Annotated in this window: 17 protein-coding genes and 1 pseudogene; 7 read left to right on the top strand and 11 right to left on the bottom strand. The window is 59.3% G+C overall.

Annotated elements, in window-relative coordinates:
* Window positions 1-5: 5 nt before the first annotated feature.
* Entirely contained in the window at window positions 6-1,616 is a 1,611-nt protein-coding gene (locus tag VGC33_RS07365) for an ABC transporter substrate-binding protein (RefSeq protein WP_331120097.1), read from the bottom strand.
* Between the two features lie 797 nt (window positions 1,617-2,413).
* Here VGC33_RS07365 and VGC33_RS07360 point away from each other — a divergent pair.
* On the top strand, window positions 2,414-3,631 hold the full coding sequence (locus VGC33_RS07360) for a pyridoxal phosphate-dependent aminotransferase (RefSeq protein ID WP_331120096.1): 1,218 nt from the start codon (window positions 2,414-2,416) through the stop codon (window positions 3,629-3,631).
* Entirely contained in the window at window positions 3,628-4,071 is a 444-nt protein-coding gene (locus VGC33_RS07355; protein WP_331120095.1) for a RidA family protein, read from the top strand. The genes VGC33_RS07360 and VGC33_RS07355 overlap by 4 nt, the downstream gene beginning before the upstream one ends.
* A 56-nt stretch (window positions 4,072-4,127) precedes the next feature.
* Here the strand turns inward: VGC33_RS07355 and nac are convergent, their stop codons facing one another.
* A complete protein-coding gene (gene nac, locus VGC33_RS07350) occupies window positions 4,128-5,096 on the bottom strand; it encodes a nitrogen assimilation transcriptional regulator NAC (RefSeq protein WP_331120094.1) in 969 nt (322 codons plus the stop codon).
* Window positions 5,097-5,353: 257 nt separating this feature from the next.
* On the opposite strand from nac, the gene VGC33_RS07345 reads away from it, so the two are divergent.
* The 5 genes and pseudogenes from VGC33_RS07345 to VGC33_RS07325 all read left to right on the top strand — a co-directional run bounded on the left by VGC33_RS07345 (window position 5,354) and on the right by VGC33_RS07325 (window position 9,210).
* A complete protein-coding gene (locus VGC33_RS07345) occupies window positions 5,354-5,815 on the top strand; it encodes an acetyl-CoA carboxylase biotin carboxyl carrier protein (RefSeq protein WP_331120093.1) in 462 nt (153 codons plus the stop codon).
* 32 nt (window positions 5,816-5,847) lie between these two features.
* Window positions 5,848-7,179, top strand: a pseudogene (gene accC, locus VGC33_RS07340) (acetyl-CoA carboxylase biotin carboxylase subunit); the annotation flags it as partial.
* Between the two features lie 49 nt (window positions 7,180-7,228).
* A complete protein-coding gene (locus VGC33_RS07335) occupies window positions 7,229-7,669 on the top strand; it encodes an acetyl-CoA carboxylase biotin carboxyl carrier protein (protein WP_331120092.1) in 441 nt (146 codons plus the stop codon).
* Window positions 7,670-7,761: 92 nt separating this feature from the next.
* Window positions 7,762-8,463, top strand: coding sequence for an amino acid ABC transporter permease (locus VGC33_RS07330; RefSeq protein WP_331120091.1), 702 nt, complete (start codon window positions 7,762-7,764; stop codon window positions 8,461-8,463).
* Between the two features lie 6 nt (window positions 8,464-8,469).
* Window positions 8,470-9,210 (top strand): amino acid ABC transporter permease, encoded by a 741-nt coding sequence (locus tag VGC33_RS07325; protein ID WP_331120090.1) that lies wholly within the window; start codon window positions 8,470-8,472, stop codon window positions 9,208-9,210.
* 9 nt (window positions 9,211-9,219) lie between these two features.
* Here VGC33_RS07325 and VGC33_RS07320 read toward each other — a convergent pair whose 3' ends face one another.
* The 9 genes from VGC33_RS07320 to pxpB form a co-directional block, all read right to left on the bottom strand.
* Window positions 9,220-9,741 (bottom strand): gamma carbonic anhydrase family protein, encoded by a 522-nt coding sequence (locus VGC33_RS07320; RefSeq protein WP_331120089.1) that lies wholly within the window; start codon window positions 9,739-9,741, stop codon window positions 9,220-9,222.
* A 57-nt stretch (window positions 9,742-9,798) separates the two neighbouring features.
* On the bottom strand, window positions 9,799-11,367 hold the full coding sequence (locus VGC33_RS07315; RefSeq protein ID WP_331120088.1) for an MFS transporter: 1,569 nt from the start codon (window positions 11,365-11,367) through the stop codon (window positions 9,799-9,801).
* A 13-nt stretch (window positions 11,368-11,380) separates the two neighbouring features.
* Window positions 11,381-12,592, bottom strand: a complete 1,212-nt coding sequence (locus tag VGC33_RS07310) for an aspartate transaminase (RefSeq protein WP_331120087.1) — start codon at window positions 12,590-12,592, stop codon at window positions 11,381-11,383.
* Between the two features lie 88 nt (window positions 12,593-12,680).
* Entirely contained in the window at window positions 12,681-13,877 is a 1,197-nt protein-coding gene (locus VGC33_RS07305) for a CaiB/BaiF CoA transferase family protein (RefSeq protein ID WP_331120086.1), read from the bottom strand.
* 3 nt (window positions 13,878-13,880) lie between these two features.
* Entirely contained in the window at window positions 13,881-14,675 is a 795-nt protein-coding gene (locus tag VGC33_RS07300; RefSeq protein ID WP_331120085.1) for an enoyl-CoA hydratase, read from the bottom strand.
* Window positions 14,676-14,915: 240 nt separating this feature from the next.
* Window positions 14,916-15,749, bottom strand: a complete 834-nt coding sequence (locus VGC33_RS07295; RefSeq protein WP_331120084.1) for a transporter substrate-binding domain-containing protein — start codon at window positions 15,747-15,749, stop codon at window positions 14,916-14,918.
* 2 nt (window positions 15,750-15,751) lie between these two features.
* Entirely contained in the window at window positions 15,752-16,543 is a 792-nt protein-coding gene (locus tag VGC33_RS07290; RefSeq protein ID WP_331120083.1) for a 5-oxoprolinase subunit PxpA, read from the bottom strand.
* A gap of 9 nt (window positions 16,544-16,552) precedes the next feature.
* Window positions 16,553-17,536 (bottom strand): 5-oxoprolinase subunit C family protein, encoded by a 984-nt coding sequence (locus tag VGC33_RS07285; RefSeq protein WP_331120082.1) that lies wholly within the window; start codon window positions 17,534-17,536, stop codon window positions 16,553-16,555.
* Window positions 17,533-18,192 (bottom strand): 5-oxoprolinase subunit PxpB, encoded by a 660-nt coding sequence (pxpB, locus tag VGC33_RS07280; protein WP_331120081.1) that lies wholly within the window; start codon window positions 18,190-18,192, stop codon window positions 17,533-17,535. Before pxpB ends, VGC33_RS07285 begins: the two co-directional genes overlap by 4 nt.
* Between the last annotated feature and the right edge of the window lie 191 nt (window positions 18,193-18,383).

Below are 18,383 nucleotides of genomic sequence, written 5' to 3'. Positions count from 1 at the left end.
CCTCGTTACGGCTTCATATAAACAGGTGAAAAATCGGAGAACCAGCTTTGCGCGTGGACGTACCCCTGCACCTTGGGCGACATGGCGCGCGAACCCACGTCATGGACCACCCAGATGAAATAGGCCTGATCGACAAACCGGGTATGGATCTGCGCGAGCAGCGCGTCCTGTTTCACGGGGTCGAACTCCTGCTGTACCTGCCTTATCAGGGGCGTTATCACCGCATCGTTAACGCCGCCCCAGTTGGTGCCCTGCGGCGGGACTTCCTTCGGGTCCAGATAACGGATCAAGGCATAATAGGGATCGGTGGTCGACCAGCTGTTATTGATGGCGTCGATACCCTTGTTTTCCGGCGACGCCGCGCCGTCGCGCCGCCGTCCGCGCAGGGCTTCCCATTCGAAGACCTCGAACTGAAGGTCAACGCCGATTTTACGCATATCCTCCTGGATGAATTCGTTCATCATCAGCGGATACATCTGGCCGGAGCCGGAGGTGGAAATGGCGACTTTCAGCTTCAGGGGATGGTCCGGGCCATATCCCGCTTCTTTTAATAAGCGTTTTGCTTCCTCGGGATCGTATTTGATCTGGAAGCTGGGGTTGCCGTACCAGGGATTGCCCGGCGGCATTTGCGCGGTGGCGGGCGAGGCCAGCCCGTGCAGCAGCTGCACCATGCCGTCGCGGTCGATCCCGAGATTGACCGCCTTGCGCACCCGGATATCGGCAAAAGGCGAGCCGGGCAGTACGCTGACGGTATAGGGCCAGACGTGCGGAATGGTATTGGTGGAAATCGTCATGCCGGATTTTTTCATCCGATCGACTGTGTCCGGCGCCGGGCTTTCAATCCAGTCCACCGCCCCGGACAGCAGCGCCGCGGTGCGGGCGGAAGGGTCGGGGATCGGCATCAGGATCAGCCGGTCCAGCTTGGGTTCACGCGCGGTGTCCCAGTAATTTTTATTGGGCACCAGTTCGGCGCGCTGATGCGCCACCAGCTTGTCCAGACGCCAGGGGCCGGTTCCCGACGGCTGCTTGCGAAAGGCCATCCAGCTTTTGCCCGTTTTTTCCCATTGCGCCGGCGACGCGATTAACAGCCGGGTCATTTGATAAGGGAAAAACGCGTCTATTTTATTGGTTTCAATCTCGATGGTGTAATCGTCAATTTTTTTCCAGCTCTTTACGTCGTTAATATAAGGCACCATCTGTTTCTGGATTGACACATCGTAAGCCGGATAATCCTTATTAAAAACGCGCTCCAGGTTAAATACCACGGCGTCGGCGTTAAAATCCGACCCGTCATGGAATTTCACCCCTTTGCGTAATTCAAATATCCAATGGGTATTCCCTTTATCCGTTGGCGAAACATACCATTTGGTGGCCAGGCCCGGGCGTAATACCGAGGCTTTATCGCTGCTGGACAGATCCCATTCAACCAGGGGGTCAAAAACGGTATAACCCCCGAAGGAGACGCCTTCCGTTCCCTGGTCGGGCGCGCCGTCAAGCACCGGCATATCCGCCAGGGTCATGGCGATCCTTAACGTGCCGGCGGCGTGCGCCCATCCCGCGCCGAGCAGCAGCAGACTCATGGCAGAGAGTTTTATTGCCTTGTTTAACAGAAACATATTCGCCTTTCCCCGGTTATGTAATGAGATGAACTGTACGAGAAGGCCTCCTGCCTGGAGTGCATATCTATCCTGCCTGCACCGCATAAATATATATTTAAAACTATAGTGTTTATACTATGACTCTTTAGGACGCGCAAGCGCTGCAAAAACCACCATGCGGCAAAGATGTTAATACCAGAACAATTTCATATGACGGGTTATTCTTTGTTTTATATGCAATTGATGGCCGGGCGGGTAGAATGGAAATATTTAGTTAACCTTTTGGCTTCATGATCCGCCAGGGCCTAATGCCCTAAACGCCCGCGAGCAAAGCCGCCTAAAAAGCGATAAGCGCGAAATGCCTAAGCATGTTTAACGGGGCGGCCGGCTAAAAAAAGCGGGAGTGATTTGTTTTAAGAGGGCATTTTCAAGGACGAAATATAATAAAACATTATAATAAAGGCATGATGTTAGCGCCGGTTAAGCAGAAACAGGGTTTCGCAACGCAGGATTAACAGTCAGTGTTACGCATATCGCATATCGCATGGCGGCATGGCGGTAACGCTCACAGGCAATAAATGATCTGTTGCCGGCGCGGCAAGCGCAATTTTTGCCGGCATCGATAGCCATAGTGAATGCCACAGGGCCAATCTATAAGCGCCATTTATTACCTCAAACCCGTTATGTCTTATACCTGTCCGCCATTATTGGCTAGAGTCGTAATATCCGCCGACGCCGCCCGTCCTCTATCGGTAAAACCATGGCCGGCGGGTGGCTGCGCAACAAGAGTAATCACTGAAGACTATGGGGATGAAATGACATCGCTCGACGAGAAATTCAGAACACTGGCTACCGATAATGCCCCGGGACAGGAAGTGCGCCATCCGGGCGACGATATCGACGCGTTGGTTATTGGCGAAATATTGTCCGGCGCGCCCGTCGATTTTTCCCATGGCGACGTCGACGCCTTCGAACCGTCGCCCGGCTCGTTCGATTGCTTTGCGCAGGGGGTTCAGATCGGCGGCAAGCGGGCCTATACCGAATATCGTGGCGATGCCGGGATCCGCGAGGCGCTGGCCGTCAGGCTTGCGCGGTTCACCGGCGCGCCCGTGGCGGGAACCGACGACCTGATCATTACGCCGGGGTCACAGGGCGCGCTGTTTCTTGCGCTGGCATCGACCATCAGCGCCGGCGACAAGGTGGCTATCGTGCGGCCCGATTATTTCGCCAACCGTAAATTGGTGCAGTTCCTTGACGGTGAGATAGTTCCGGTGCGCATGGACTATCACGCCACCAACGACAGCGCCGGGCTTGATCTGGGCGAACTGGAAGACGCGTTCAGGGCGGGGGTGAAGGTCTTTGTTTTTTCCAACCCCAATAATCCGGCGGGTGTGGTGTATTCACGCACGGAAATCGATCATATTTCACGACTGGCCGGCCGCTATGGCGTCACGGTGATTGTGGATCAGCTGTATTCCCGTCTTGTTTATAGCGGCACGACTTATACCCATCTGCGTGCTGTGGAGGGCTCTGCGCACAATATCATCACCATTATGGGACCCTCCAAAACGGAATCATTAAGCGGATACCGGCTGGGGGTGGCGTTCGGTTCGCCCGCCATTATCACCCGGATGGAAAAACTGCAGGCCATCGTTTCGCTCCGCGCCGCCGGCTACAGTCAGTCCGTCCTGCAAACCTGGCTCGCGGAGCCGGACGGGTGGATGGAGGAGCGAATCCGGCGCCACCAGGCGATCAGGGATGAATTACATTCGATGCTGACAGCGGTCGCAGGCGTGGCGGCGAGGCTGCCGCAGGCGGGGAGCTATCTTTTTGCGCGGCTGCCGGCGCTGGCCGTTTCCCCCCACGACTTTGTGCGCATCCTTCGTTATCAGGCCAAGGTGATCGTCACGCCCGGCACCGAATTCAGCCCCGATGCCGGCAACAGCGTCCGGCTTAATTTCTCGCAGGATCATCACGCCGCGGTCAATGCCGTCGGGCGCATGATGGCGTTAATAGAGCGTTATCGCGTATGAATGGCAAGCCTAGCATCACGGGACCGGTTCCCCAGGGCCAATACCAGCCCGCAAAACGGCAAGGCGATTGGGTTTTCACGTCGGGGATGACGCCAAGGCGCGGCGGCATCCTGACCATGCAAGGCCCGGTCAGCGCCGGCCGGCCCCTTTCAGATTATCAAAGCGCCGTGGTGCTGGCCTGTACGAATGCTGTCGAGGCAATACAAGGCCTGCTTGCCGGCGGCGAGACCATCGGCGGCGTGCTCAGCATGACGGTATTTATTGCCGGCGATAGTGATTTCCAGGCGCATTCGCGGTTGGCGGACTTCGCCTCCGAATATCTGTTCGCCACCCTGGGCCAGGCGGGGATTGGCGCGCGCGCCGCCGTGGGTGTCGCCACCCTGCCGGGCAATGCGCCGGTGGAGATACAGCTGATTGCCGCGGTAACGCGCGCGGGATAACGCCAGCCCGCGTCGGGATTGGACTGCGCGCCGCTCCACCCGCTGAGTGATGGACCTCATATTTTTTCCGATGCGGGCAGGTGAGGGCTGATAAATCCGCGATCGTGGCGCATACGCAGGGTTAACGCATGTTGTGCCAGGATATTGAGTATGGTTTGTTTTACCGCCTGCGCCGGCAGGGATAAGGACAGGGATTTTGATTCGCATAACGCCAGCGTCGTTACCAGAATCGGCTGGATGCGGGCATGGCGCAGCTTGGAAGATGAATCGCTAAGGGGTAAGGCGACCGATGCCGGCAGAATGGTTGAACCGATGCCGGCAATCACAGCTTGATTCAGCGTAACATTGGTGGAAATTTCCGCTACGATCCGGGGTGTGCTGCCTATCCGGATAAACGCGTCATCCACCGTCTTGCGTAAAAAATGATTTCTGTTGGGCAAAACAAGATCCATCTCCATGACGTCTTCCAGTTCTATCTCTCCATTTTCCACCGTGATCTGGTTGCTCACCAAATACAGTTCCTCTTCCAGGAGCGGCGAAAAAAGAATACCGTGCGGCATCGTGGTGCCGTAAAGACTGGTGCCCAACAGCGCCAAATCCAGATTTCCATTCATCACCAGCTCGCTCTGGCGCACGCCGGAATTTTGATTCAGGTTAAGGGAGATGTCCGGATAGGCGTCGCGCACCGCCTTTAGCAGCGGGATTGCCAGCTGCTCCGCCATTGAGCACTGCGCCAGACCGATGCTGACGCTGCCTGACAGGTTCTGGCCGGCGGTCTGCACCTCCATATGCGCCTGCTCGCATAAACGGAGGATAAGCTGTGCTTTACGATAGAGCACCTTGCCCGCCTCGGTCGGCTGGACACCACGCTTGTTGCGGATCAATAAGGTTTGTTTCAGTTCATGTTCCAACACCGACAATTGCTGGCTCAGAGCCGGCTGGGCCACGAATAACACTTCGGCCGCTTGGGTCAGGCTGCCAATCTCGATGCTTTTGACAAAATATTTTAACCGACGCAGGTTCATAGTTTATCTGCTTGCAAAAAGGGGTGTAGGGAAAAAATCCCGAATACAACCCTTTCCTTGCATATTACGTGCCACTTACCGGGAAAGGCGCGTCCGGCGCGGCGTCGGGGGATCCGCGGCGCCGTTTCTATAAACGTCGGTTATCACTTCAGAGACAATCTGTCTTATCCTGCACCAAGGCAGACCGCTACTATTCAGCATCGGTACGCAGCCTTAACCACAATAAAACGTATAGCGTTCAAGGAGACAGCGGATTTATGGATCAACTGCGAATCAAGGCGTTGATAGATCTTATGGCGAGCAGCGATCTGGTCGAACTCGACTTCAGCGAGCATAACTGCACGCTGAAACTATACCGGGACAGGGAGGCCGTGGCGACGGACGCAGGGCCGGCGCGGCCTCATCCCCCCCTGATGCCGCCGACGGGCGGCGCTGCACCACCGGCCGTCGCCGATGCGCCGGGACCGGCCGGACCGCCGGCGTGGATAACGGAAGTGCGCGCGCCTTTTTACGGCGTATTGCATCTTACGCCGGCGCCTGATCAGCCGCCGTTTGTTCGCCCCGGCGACAGCATTCTGGAAGGGCAGACGCTGGGGCTGCTTGAAGCGATGAAAATGTTCCATCCGGTTACCGCCGACTGCGCCGGCACGCTGCAATCGATCCTGGTTGCGCCGGGCCAGGAAGTTGATGCCGAACAGCCGCTGTTCCATATCATCTAGGGCGAGCCGCTCATCTTTCCCGAGGCAATTCTATGTTTGATAGTGTATTGATCGCCAATCGCGGCGAAATTGCGCTGCGTATTCTGCGCGCCTGCCGGGGCCTGGGGCTGCGGACGGTCGTGGTCTATTCCGAGGCGGATCGCGACGCCGCTTATGTGCGCCAGGCTGATCTGGCGCTGTGCATCGGCCCCGCCGCGCCGGCGGACAGCTATATGAACCAGGCCGCGCTGCTGCTGGCGGCCAAGGCCAGCCGCGCGCAGGCCATTCATCCCGGTTATGGTTTTCTATCGGAGAATGCGGGCTTCGCCGCACGGGTCAACGCCGCCGGCCTGACGTTTATCGGTCCCGATGTGGCGTGCCTGCGCACCATGGGCGACAAGATCGCCGCCAAACGCGCCATGCGCGGCGCGGGCATGCCCTGCGTGCCGGGTTTCGAGGATACCCTGCCCACCGACGCCCTTGAGCTGGACGCCATTGCCGCCGACATAGGTTATCCGGTGATTATCAAGGCGGCGGGCGGCGGCGGCGGACGGGGCATGCGGATGGTGCAAACCGGCGCCGAACTGCCCGCCGCCATTGACCTGACCCGGGAGGAGGCGCGCCACGCCTTTAATAATGCCACCGTGTATATCGAGAAGTTTCTCGCGCATCCCCGCCATGTGGAAATCCAGGTGCTGTGCGATCGCCACGGTACGGCGCTATGGCTGGGCAGCCGCGACTGTTCGCTGCAACGGCGCCACCAAAAGGTGATTGAAGAAGCGCCGGCGCCGGGTATCGACCCGGCGGCGATCGCCGCCATCGGCCGGCGTTGTGTCGAGGCATGCCGGCAAATAGGCTATTGTGGCGTGGGAACCTTTGAGTTCCTGTATCAGGACAATGCGTTCTTTTTTATCGAGATGAATACCCGCCTGCAAGTGGAACATCCGGTCACCGAAATGATCACCGGCATCGACATTGTGCAACAGCAAATCCGGGTCGCCCGGGGCGAGCCCCTCGGTTTTACCCAGGACGATATCCGCACTACCGGGCATGCGGTGGAATGCCGCATTAACGCGGAAAATCCGTTAACCTTTATGCCGACCCCCGGCAGGCTGACGTACTGGCAGCCGCCGGGCGGGTTCGGCGTGCGGGTCGATACCCATGTGGACACCGGTTACCGGGTGTCTCCCTATTACGATTCCATGATCGCCAAGCTTATTACCCATGGCGTAAACCGCGACGATGCCCTGGCCCGGATGCGTCAGGCGTTGAGCGAGACGCGGGTTGAAGGCATCGACAGTACCCTCGCGCTGCACCGGCAGATCCTTGCGGAACCGGGGTTTTGCGCCGGCGGCGTTGATATTCACCATCTGGAGCGCTGGCTGGAAACGCGGCCGGCATCCACCGATCCCGTTCAACCACACAGGAGGCCGTATGGAGATTCAGGTAATACAACAATTGGTGAGCTGGATGGCGCAGGCGCGGCTCAGCCGGCTGGAACTGACGCGCCCCGATAGCCGCCTGTGCCTGATCCGGCGCGCCGGTAACACCGCCGGCCTGTCCGTAGGCGGCGCGTCGCCGGGCCAATCCGCTCAGGAACCGGCGGCCGGGCCGAAGACAGTCGTCTCGCCGGAGGACGTGGTAACAACGCGGGCCGCCGGGGTTTTCCTGACGCAGCATCCCCTGCGCGCCGCGCCCCTGGCGCAATCGGGCCAGCGCGTCTCACGCGGCGACGTCGTGGCGCTGCTGTGCATCGACGCCCTGTATTTACCGGTGACCGCGCCCCGCGACGGGGTCATCGGCGAACTGCTGGCAGGGCCGGGAGATCTGGTCGGGTATGGCACCGCGCTGTTCAGGCTGTCGAACGCGTCTTGAGAGACGTCCGTACCCGGAATTTTCCAGACCGGATAGGATACGATCGGGTTACCCTCTTTTTACCGCGCTATTGAATGTCAGGAATCCTTACGATGAACACCCATTTTGATCTCGGTCCGATATTAAGTGGTGACTATGGCAAGCAGATCCTCCATGGCATAGAAATGACGTTGCAACTCACGGTCTTCACCTGGCTGCTGGCGCTAGCGATTGCGCTGGCACTGGTGACAATCCGGTTGAGTGGTAGCGTTATCGCCGGCAGGCTGGTTGCCGCCTACGTCTCTTATCATCGCAATGTGCCGACCCTGGTTCAACTGATGCTGTGGTATTTCGCCATCCCCACGGTGTTGCCGCCCGAACTGCAGTCATGGCTGGCCGACTTCGGCGCCGAATTTATTTTTGCGATGATAGCCCTGGGGTTATGCGAGGCCGCTTTTTTTTCCGAGGATTTGCGCAGCGGCCTGCGCGCCATCCCCACCGGGCAGATGGAGGCTTCCCGTGCGCTGGGACTGGGGTATATCCGCTCAATCGTTTATGTGATCATGCCGCAGGCCATACGCAATTGCCTGCCGTCGCTGATCAATCATACGGTAACCTTATTCAAGAATACCAGCCTGGCCATGGCCATCGGGCTGGCGGAACTCACCTATGCCACGCGTGAAGTGGAAAACTACACCTATCGAACCTTTGAATCCTATCTGGTAGCCACTGTCGTCTATCTGTTCTTTTCACTGACGCTGATGGGCGCCGGGGCACTGATCGCCCGGCATTTCAGTGCTGAAAACGCGAGATAATACACTATGTTCGATTTGCTTGTTATCGTGCGCAATAATTGGGAACTCTTTCTGGTCGGGCAATATCCCAACGGCCCGCTGGGGGGGCTGGCCTGCACCTTGATCCTGTCCGTCGCCGCGCTGGCGATTGCCTTTCCGCTCAGCCTGGTGATGGCGGTAGGGCGCATTTCGCCCTTTAAGTGCATTCGTTATCCCATCACCCTGTGGGTCTATATCGTGCGCGGCATTCCGCTTATCATGGTGATCTTCTGGGTTTATTTCCTGGTGCCGCTGCTTATCGGCGGCAATATCGGCGCGTTCACCACCATGCTGTGCACCCTGGTGGTGTATCAAAGCGCGTATCTGTGCGAGGTGGTGCGCGGCGGCATACAGGCGCTGCAAACCGGCCAGATCGAAGCCGCCCGCGCCCTCGGCATGGGGTATCTGCGCACCACCCTGTACGTGATCCTGCCCCAGGCGCTGTATAATTCCCTGCCCAGTATCGTCAGCCAGTTTATCGCCATCATCAAGGAAACGACGCTGGGGTATATCATCAATTTGCAGGAAATGACGTTTGCCGCCAATCAGGTCAACAACCAGCTGTTAACCAAACCGTTCCAGGTGTTCGCCATTCTGGCCATAACCTATTATGTACTGTGCTACGGTTTAACCGAGGTCGCCAACCGGCTTGAGCGGCGTATCGAACGCAAGCGGCGCGGAAAAGGCGACGTCGCCGGCGTACATGCTCCCGCGACCCGGGAGCAGTGACCGGATCCTTCAGGACAGTTCGGTCAATAATGCCTTGTAGCGCCTGGCATTATCGACATAATTGGCCGCGGTCGCGGCAAGCGCCTGCTGCTGCTCCCCGCTTAGCTGGCGTAGCACGCGCGCCGGTGAACCGACCACCAGCGAATAATCGGGGATTACTTTTCCCTCGGTTATCAGGGTATTCGCGCCGATCAGGCAATGCCTGCCAATCCTGGCGCCATTGAGTATCACCGCATTGATACCGATCAGGCTGTAGTCGCCTATCTCGCAGCCGTGCAGCATGGCCTGGTGACCGACCGTTACGCCGCGACCCAGGGTCAGCGGCGAGCCGGGGTCGGCATGCAGTACCGCGCCATCCTGGACATTACTGCCGGGACCGATGGTAATGTCGTCATTATCGCCCCGTACCACGGCATTGAACCAGACGCTGGCGCCGGCCGCCAGCCGTACCCGGCCGACCACCACCGCCGTGGGGGCGACCCAGCTGTCAGGGTCGGCTTCAACCTTATAGGGGCCTAAACTGTATATCATGGCAACTCCGGTTATCGGTGAAAGACGCGCGCCGCGCGTAAAGGGAAAGACCGGTCCTTATGTTCCGGGACGTTGAACATCGTTTTCCTCGGGGGTCAAGGCAATAAACGGCAGACGGTGGATAAGCACCAGCGCCGCCAGCGCCAGTACCACCACCACCCCCAGGCTCACCGCGATGGCTTGCATCAGCGCCATGCGCGCGATGGGCAATAACGTTTGCAGCGCCGCGTCCGCGCTGTGCGGCGCATGGGTCAATACCTGGGGATCGGCGTAACGAAACGCCTGCCCGGACTGGCCCATTGCGGTAAACAGGCGCAGGACATTGTAATGATAAAGCCATTTGATCATCGAACCGACGATCGCCGTGGTGATTAACGCGCCCACCAGGCGCAACGATTTTTGCATCGCGGTGGCGATGCCCATATGCTCCCGCCGCGCCAGGGTCTGGGTAAACAGGGTCAGGTTGATCAGGGTAAAGCCCAGGCCGCAGCCGGCGATGATGGTGAGCGTTAACAGCGTGGCGAAACCGGCGCGCGTCCCCGCCAGCGCAAAACCGGTGCTGGCAATCAGCAGCAGGCTGACGCCGATAAAGGGCAATAGCGACGGGTTGGCGATGCGGGTCACGAGACGGCCGTTGACGATAGCGCCCAGCGTCATGCATAACGCCAGCGGGGTGATCAGCAGGCCGGCGTCGGCGGGGCTGAAACCGTATCCGCCCTGGAACAGCAAGGGCAGATAGATAAGCAGGGAAAACATGACGCCGCCCACCAGCAGCGCCAGCCAGTAAAGCGCGCGCAGCGCGGGATGCGCGAACAGCGCGCCGGGCAGGAGCGGGTCGACGGCGCGCCGCTCCCAGCGCAGCAGCCCTGTCGCGCAGAGCAACAATACCGTTAACAGCGCCAGGCTTAGCCGGTTATTACCCTGGGGTAACCATTCCACGAACAATTGCAGTGAGATCAGGCTGGACGCCACCAGCAGCGCGCCGGGCCAGTCAACGTGCGGCGATCCCCTGGACTGCGGCGGGAAATAGGGCAAATAGCGCCAGGCGAAAAGCAGTGCGATGACCCCCAGCGGCACGTTCAGATAAAACACGAAGCGCCAGCCGTAGTGGGTGCTGATATAGCCGCCCAGCGCCGGTCCAAGGGCATTGGCCACGCTTGATACCACGCTCAGGACGATCTGCCAGCGTAACCGGCGGCGGGTATCCGGGAACAGCTCGGGAATACAGGCGAACGCGCTGCCGATCACCATCCCGCCGCCGATGCCCTGCAGCCCGCGCGCAATCACCAGTTCCAGCATGGTGGCGGACAGGCCGCACCATACCGAACCCAGCGTGAAGATTATCGTCGCCGCCAGAACGAACGGTTTGCGTCCGTAATAATCGCCTAACCGGCCGATAATCGGTATTGATACCATGCTGGCCAGGAGATAGCTGGTGGCGACCCAGGCGTAAAGCCCGAAATCGTCAAGATCGTTGACAATACTCGGCAACGCGTTGCCCACGATGGTCTGTTCGAGAGACGACAGCAGCATGACCAGGGAGATGCCGAGCATCGCGAACAGCGAAGCCCGGAAATCGGGCTGCCGGCCTATGATCGACGTTGTGTTGACTGCTGGCAGTGTCATGATCGGCTTTCCGTTATTGTAGTAGCCTGGCGAGCGCCGCCGCAATGCGCGCGATGCCGGTTTCGATATTCTCAAGCGAGGTGGCGATGGATGCCCTGAAGTACGGCGACAGGCCGTAGGCTGAGCCGGACACCAGGGCGACGCCGGCGTTTTCCAGCAGATAAAGCACCACGTCGTTGTCGGTGGCAAGCGTCGCGCCGTCCCCGGTGCGCCTGCCGAGGATGCCGGCGCAGTTTATATACAGATAAAACGCCCCGGCCGGCGGCAGGCAGGATAGGCCATCGACGGCGTTTATCAGCGCCAGCGCCGTGTCGCGGCGCTGGCGATAGATATCCCGCTGCAGCGCAAGTACGGATTGATCGCCTTCATAGGCGGCCACCGCCGCCGCCTGGCTTATCGAACAGGTGGTGCCGGCCGCCTGGGACTTTAATATCGACACGGCCTGGATCAGATCGGCCGGCCCGGCAATAAAACCAATGCGCCAGCCGGTCATGGCATAACTTTTCGACACGCCGTTGACAATCAGGGTCCTGTCCCGCAAACGTGGCTCAATGGCGACGATATTGGGATTATCCTGGTCGCCATAACGGATATGCTCATAGATTTCATCGGTCATGACCATCACCCCGGGATGGCGCAACAGCACTTGCGCCAGCGCACGGTACTCGGCGGCGGTGTAGCTGGCGCCGGTGGGATTACTCGGCGAATTGATCAACAGCCAGCGGGTCCGCGACGTAATCGCATCCTCCAGGCTCTCCGGCGTGAGTTTAAACCCCACCGTTTCCGGGCAGGGGACAATCACCGGTTTTCCCTCGCAGAGCAAGACCATATCCGGATAGGACACCCAATAAGGGGCCGGAATGATCACTTCATCGCCGGGGTCCAGCGTGGCGGCGAGGGCCAGATAGACGGCGCTCTTGGCGCCATGGGTCACAATAATCTCGTTAAGCGCGTAGGAAACGCCGTTTTCCCGCAGCAGTTTGCCGGCGATGGCCTGGCGCAGGGCGGGAGTGCCGGAGTTATGGGTATAACGGGTGTCCCCGCGCTCCATGGCTTCCCAGGCCGCCTGCCGGATATGCGCCGGGGTATCGAAGTCCGGCTCGCCGACCACCAGGCTGATAATGGGTTTACCCTGGCGCTTGAGTTCCAGCGCGCGATCCGCCGCGGCGCCGCTCGGGGATTGTTTGATGCGCTGAATGCGCTGTGCGGCACGGGATGTCGTCATGGCAGTCTCCTCGGACTTGGACGGTAATGAAAATAATGGGATACGGCATAAACCGACCGGCGGTGCTGTCCCGCCGTCAACAGTGAAATCAGACCACGCCTTTGGCCCGCAACGCCTCGATGTGTCCGGGCAGATACCCTAAATCCCGCAGGATTTCATGGGTATGCTCCCCCCGATCCGGCGCCGCGGTGCGCAGTTCGCTGGGCGTGCGGCTGAGGGAAAACGGCTGGCCGACCACCTCGATATCGCCCAGCCGCGGATGTTTCAGCGGCCGGGCGACGTCCAGATGCCTGACCTGCGGGTCGGCGAAAACCTCGTTTATCCGGTTGATCGGGCCCGCGGCCACCGAGCCTTGTTCAAAGATGCGGATCCACTCGGCGCTGGCGCGGGTGCGAATGATCACCGACAGCACGTCGTTCAGCCCATGGCGATTATGGGAACGCAGTTCCTCGGTGGCGTAGTCGGCGTGGTCTATCAGGTCCGGTCTTTCCAATGCGATGCACAGCCGGCGGTACATGGCCTGCTCTCCCGCCGCGATATTGATATAACCGTCGGCGGTGGGGTAAACGCCGGTAGGGATGGAGGTGGGATGATCATTGCCGGTCTGTCCGGGGATCTCTTGCAAAAATAGCCAGCGCGCCGCCTGGAAATCCAGCATGGCTATCATGGTTTGCAGCAGCGAAACCTCGACCCACTGGCCTTTGCCCGAGGTTTGCCGCTCCAGCAGCGCGGTCATGACCGCCATGGCGCAATACATGCCCGCGCCGACGTCGGCCACCGCGAAACCGGCCCGCATCGGCCCATGGCCGGGATCGCCGTTGACCGACATCAGACCGGCCATGCCCTGGACGATATGGTCAAAACCGGGACGTTTGGCATAAGGGCCATCCTGGCCGAAGCCGGAAATACTGGCGTAGACGATGCGGGGATTAATGTCCCGCAAGGTCTGGTAATCAATGCCGAGGCGGAACTTCACGTCGGGCCGGAAATTCTCCGCCACCACATCCGCTTCGGCCACCAGTTTATAAAATATCGCCAGGCCGTCGGGATCTTTTAAATTGATGGTCAGCGACCGTTTGTTGCGGTGCAGGTTCTGAAAATCGGGTCCGTCGCGCAGGCCGCCCCAACCGTCGCTGACCTCCATATAATCCGGACTTTCGATTTTAATGACATCGGCCCCCCAATCGGCGAATTGCCGCACACAGGCGGGACCGGCCCGGACCCGCGTCAGGTCCAGCACTTTAATGGCGGCCAGCGGGCCGCGACGGGGCGTAGCGTTTTCCATGCGTCATTCTCCCTTAAAGCGCGGCAGGCGTTTTTCAGCAAAGGCGCCGCACCCTTCTTTGTAGTCTTCGCTCTGGAAACAGGCATCGATCAAGGATTGCGCCGCGGCTAAATCACGTACGCTTTCGTCCCGTTCGAGTTCGATAAAACCGCGTTTGAGCGCCGCCAGCGTCATAGGCGCGTTTTGCGCCACCTGCAGCGCATATTCCGTCACCCGCTCTTTGAGGCGTTCCGCCGCGACAACGTCGTGCACCAGTCCCATGGCCAGCGCTTCGCCGGCGCTATAATGGCGGCCGGTAAAGAAAATATCCCGGCCGCGGGTTGGTCCGACAATGCGATTCATGCGTATCTGGCCTTCATAGCCGTAACCTAATCCCAGGCGCACGGCCGGAATAGCAAAGACGGCATTTTCCGCGCACAGGCGAATATCGCAGCTGGTGGCGAAATCCAGGCCGCCGCCGATGCAATAACCGTGAATCATGGCAATGGTCGGTTTGGCGCAATAATAAATGGCGTTATAGGCGGCTTCGTTGATGAGATGATATTCATGGTTTTGCGCGGCATTGCCACGCACATCGCCAAAGGATGAAATATTGGAGCCGGCGGCAAAGGCCCGCTCTCCCGCGCCGCGCACGATAATGACGCGAATGTTTTTATCGCGCTCGAACGCATTGACCATACCGGGCACCGCGCGCGCCATGTCCATTGAAATGGCATTGTGTTTGCCAGGATCGTTGAATATTATCCAACCGACAGAACCCGCCGACCAGGATAATAATTTGTCATTTTCTTTTATCATGAATACATCCTTTAAATTAATCTAACGGGGACCCTATATTGTTGCAATACACTGCCGGCGCGATTGCCAAGTCCGTATTGACAGCAAGATAAATGCATTTATTATCTAAATAACAAACGGAATGGCGCAAATATTGCCTCAATAAATAACCATGGGTTATTTATTGAAAAGACGTAATGCGAGCATTAATACAGCGCCTGCAGGATTATGTAACTGCATCAGCGGATATATTTATCCGGCTCAGGGTAATGGCTCGAAATTAATCGCCGTCATTTGCTGAACTTTATCTTTACGCGGCATATCATAAAGGGTGCCCGGGCCGATCCATTTATTCCAAATCGCGTCGAGCTTTCCCTCGCTCTCCAGTTCGGCCAGAATGCTGTTTATTTTTTCATACATTCTGGTTTCACCCTTGCGCATGCCCACGCTCACCGGTTCCAGCGCCATGGGCTGCGGGATCATCGCCAGCTTGACCCCGCTGTCGGCGGCATGCAGCACGAATTGCTTGGCCGTCATCTCGTTATTGACGAAACCCACGGTTTTGCGCTGTATCGTCGCCAGATAGGCCGAACCCGCATCCTGAAACGTCACCGGGACCGCGCCCTGTAGACGGGTAGCCAGTTCGGAGGTCGAGCCCTTGCTCGAACCGATTCTTTTGCCTTTAAAATCCTTCAGGCTCTTCGCGCCGTTTTCCGCCAGCACCACCAGCATTTCGCGGGTAATGTAGTAGGGATCGCTAAACTGGATCTGCTCGCCGCGCGAGCGGGTATAAGCCAGGTTCATAATACCGATATCCACGTGGCCCAGCTTGATTTCAGGGACCTTGGCCTCGGTGGAAACCGGCTTGATATCCACCGCGACACCCAGCTTATCGGCAATGGCATGGCATAGGTCTACGTCGTGACCCACCTGCAAACGGGTGTTGGGATCCGGAAAGCCGAACGGCGGCGTGCTGGCCTGCACGCCGCAGATCATTTTTTTATTGGCGAGAAGGGTATCCAGCTGATCGGCACGGGCAAGCAGCGGGGCGGCGGTAGTGATTAAAATCAGGGCGGCAACGGTAGCTAAACGCATGGTTATCTCTCTGGTTGGCAAATGGATGATAATTTGGACAAGGGCAGAACCTTGCCGCCGAGACGTTCCACTTCCGCCCTGATTGCGCGGGCCAGCTCCACCGCGCCGGCGTTGTCGCCATGCACGAGTATCGAGCGGGCGGGAATGGCGATTTCATTGCCGGCGATGGTGGTGGCGGTGCCGGTGCGCAGAAATTGACTGACGCGCCGCATCACCCGCTGCCGATCGTGGATCACCGCGTCGGGAAGCTTCCTTGATACCAGCAGGCCTTCGGCATCGTAGGCGCGATCGGCGTGAAATACCGTCTCGACCCGTATGCCGCCGCATTTTTCCGCCGCATCGCGGATGCAGGGACTGATGGATGACTTAATGATAAGCGCCGGGTTAAACGCGGCCACGGCGGCCACCAGCGGGGTCGCCAGCGCCGCGTCCTCGGCAACCATATTGCCCAGCGCGCCGTGAAAGCTCATCAGCTTGATGGGATGGCCTATCATATCGGCCAGGCCGGAAATGGCGGCTAGCTGATACAGCACCAGATCGCATAAGGCCTGCGGGTCGATGGCCATGCGCCGGCGGCCGAAACCCACCAAATCGGGAAACCCGACATGGGCGCCGGCGTCAATACCCAGCGCTTTGGCCCGGGAGAGGGTGTCGCGCATAATCGTCGGGTCGCCGGCGTGAAAACCGCAGGCAATATTAGCCGAGGAAATCAGTGCCATTAACTGCTCGTCCTCCCCCATTTTCCAGGGACCGAAACCCTCGCCGAGATCGGCATTGATATCTACTTCCAGCATGGAACACTCCTAGTCAAATGAGGTCACGGCGCAGGACAACCGTTGAATCGCGACCATGTCGCGCACCCGTGTTAAATAGCCATCAAGCTCGTCGAGCGCGGCAACGCCCTGTTCATAATCTGCTTCAATAAAGCGCACCCGCTTGCCGATCGGGATTTGACCGAGCCGCCAGATATCCGCCTCAATCACCGCGCCGAATTTGGGATATCCTCCCATCGGCTGGGCATCCCGCATCTGGATAATAGGCTGGCCGCCGTGAGGCACCTGTATCACGCCGGGCACGATACCATGAGAGCGCATTTCCAACGGCTGTTCTGGCAGCAGCGGCGTACCCTCCAGACGATAGCCGTATCTATTGCTCTGCGAGGTGATCTTCCAGGGTTCAGCCCAGAAAGCGTCGCGGCATATTTGGCGAAACAGCGGATATTCAGCCGCCGGGATGACGCGCACCGCCGGGTCTCCTTCCCGCGTCAACGGCAGGCAGCTGAGCGGCGACAGGATGCCGAAACCGCCCGGCCCGGCGTCGGCGTTGTCCGCCAGCGGCAGAAGATCGCCTTTTTGCAGCATCCGTCCCGCCATGCCGCCGAATCCGCCGCGCAGTTGCGTGCTGCGTGAACCCAGTACGTCCGCGACCCGTATGCCGCCGGCGACGGTCAGGTACGCCCGGACGCCGCACAGGGGGCGTTTCAACGTCAGCGTTTGTCCGGCGGCGGCCCGTGCGGTCCACCAGGGCAGCAGCGGCGCATCGTCCAGCGTCGCGTCGGTATCGGCGCCGGTCAGGGCAAAGGTACAAGGCCGGTGAAAACACAGCCGCAGCGGAAACAACGGGATTTCGATCCCGGCGGCACCCGGGTCGTTGCCCAGCATCAAATTGCCCGCGCTCAGGGCCGGGATATCCATGGCGCCGGACATGCCGACGCCGTGACGCAAATGGCCGAAACGGCCAAGATCCTGCACGCTGGCAAGGCGGCTATCGGAAAGTATTTCGATCATCGAATCACCTTGTCCGGACAGAAGCGGATCTTATCCCCCGGGGCCATGACCGCGGGCGGCGTGCGGGCGGAATCAAAAAAGGTCATCCGGGTAAGGCCAATCTGGTTCCAGCCGGTCGGTCCGGCGGACGCCGACACGCTGGTCTGGAGCCCGCCGATGGCAACGGATCCCATGGGATTGTTCAGGATGGGCACTTTGCGCCGCGGCGTCGCGAGACGCGGGTCAAGTCCTTCCAGGTAGCAATGCCCCGGATGGCTGCCCAGGCCGAATACCGTATAAAGCGCCGAGGTATGCAGTTCCACCACCGCGTCGATGCTCAGGCCGGCATGTTCACACACATGCTCCATGCGCGGCCCGAATTCGCCACCATAGTCCACCCGCAGATCCACCACCTTACCCTCCAGGCACAGCCTTTCCTCTTTGCGCCATTCGTCCAGCAAGCGTTCGCGCAGGCCGGCGAGGGTGCGGGGCGGCGTGCTGGCAAAATACAGCAGCAGGTTATTCAGGCAGGGCACCGCTTCGCCAATCTCCGGCCATGCCGACGCGGCCCGGCCCAGCGCCCAGATCCGCTGTTGCTGCGACAGCGTCAGCGCGCCGCCGGGATCAAACAGCAGGGCGCTGGTGCCCAGACAGCTGATGGTGGGGAGGTCATGCATGGCGGCGTAATCCAGAAGAGGGTCGGTGAACCCAGACTAACGGCATGCGGGGCAACACAAAAATATTCATGCGGTATGTTGTGATAATCAGCGCTTATAAGTCCCCGCGGGCGGCGCAGGTTAACGGCATGGCAGCCATACGGGGGGCCGGCGGGGCGGGGCGAAGAACATCGGGCGCGGTGAGCCTGGAC

This window comes from Acerihabitans sp. (assembly GCF_036398755.1).
Taxonomy (GTDB): Bacteria; Pseudomonadota; Gammaproteobacteria; order Enterobacterales; family Enterobacteriaceae; genus Acerihabitans.
Note: the sequence above shows the minus strand (reverse complement) of the source record. Positions and strands in the feature narration are given on the sequence as shown.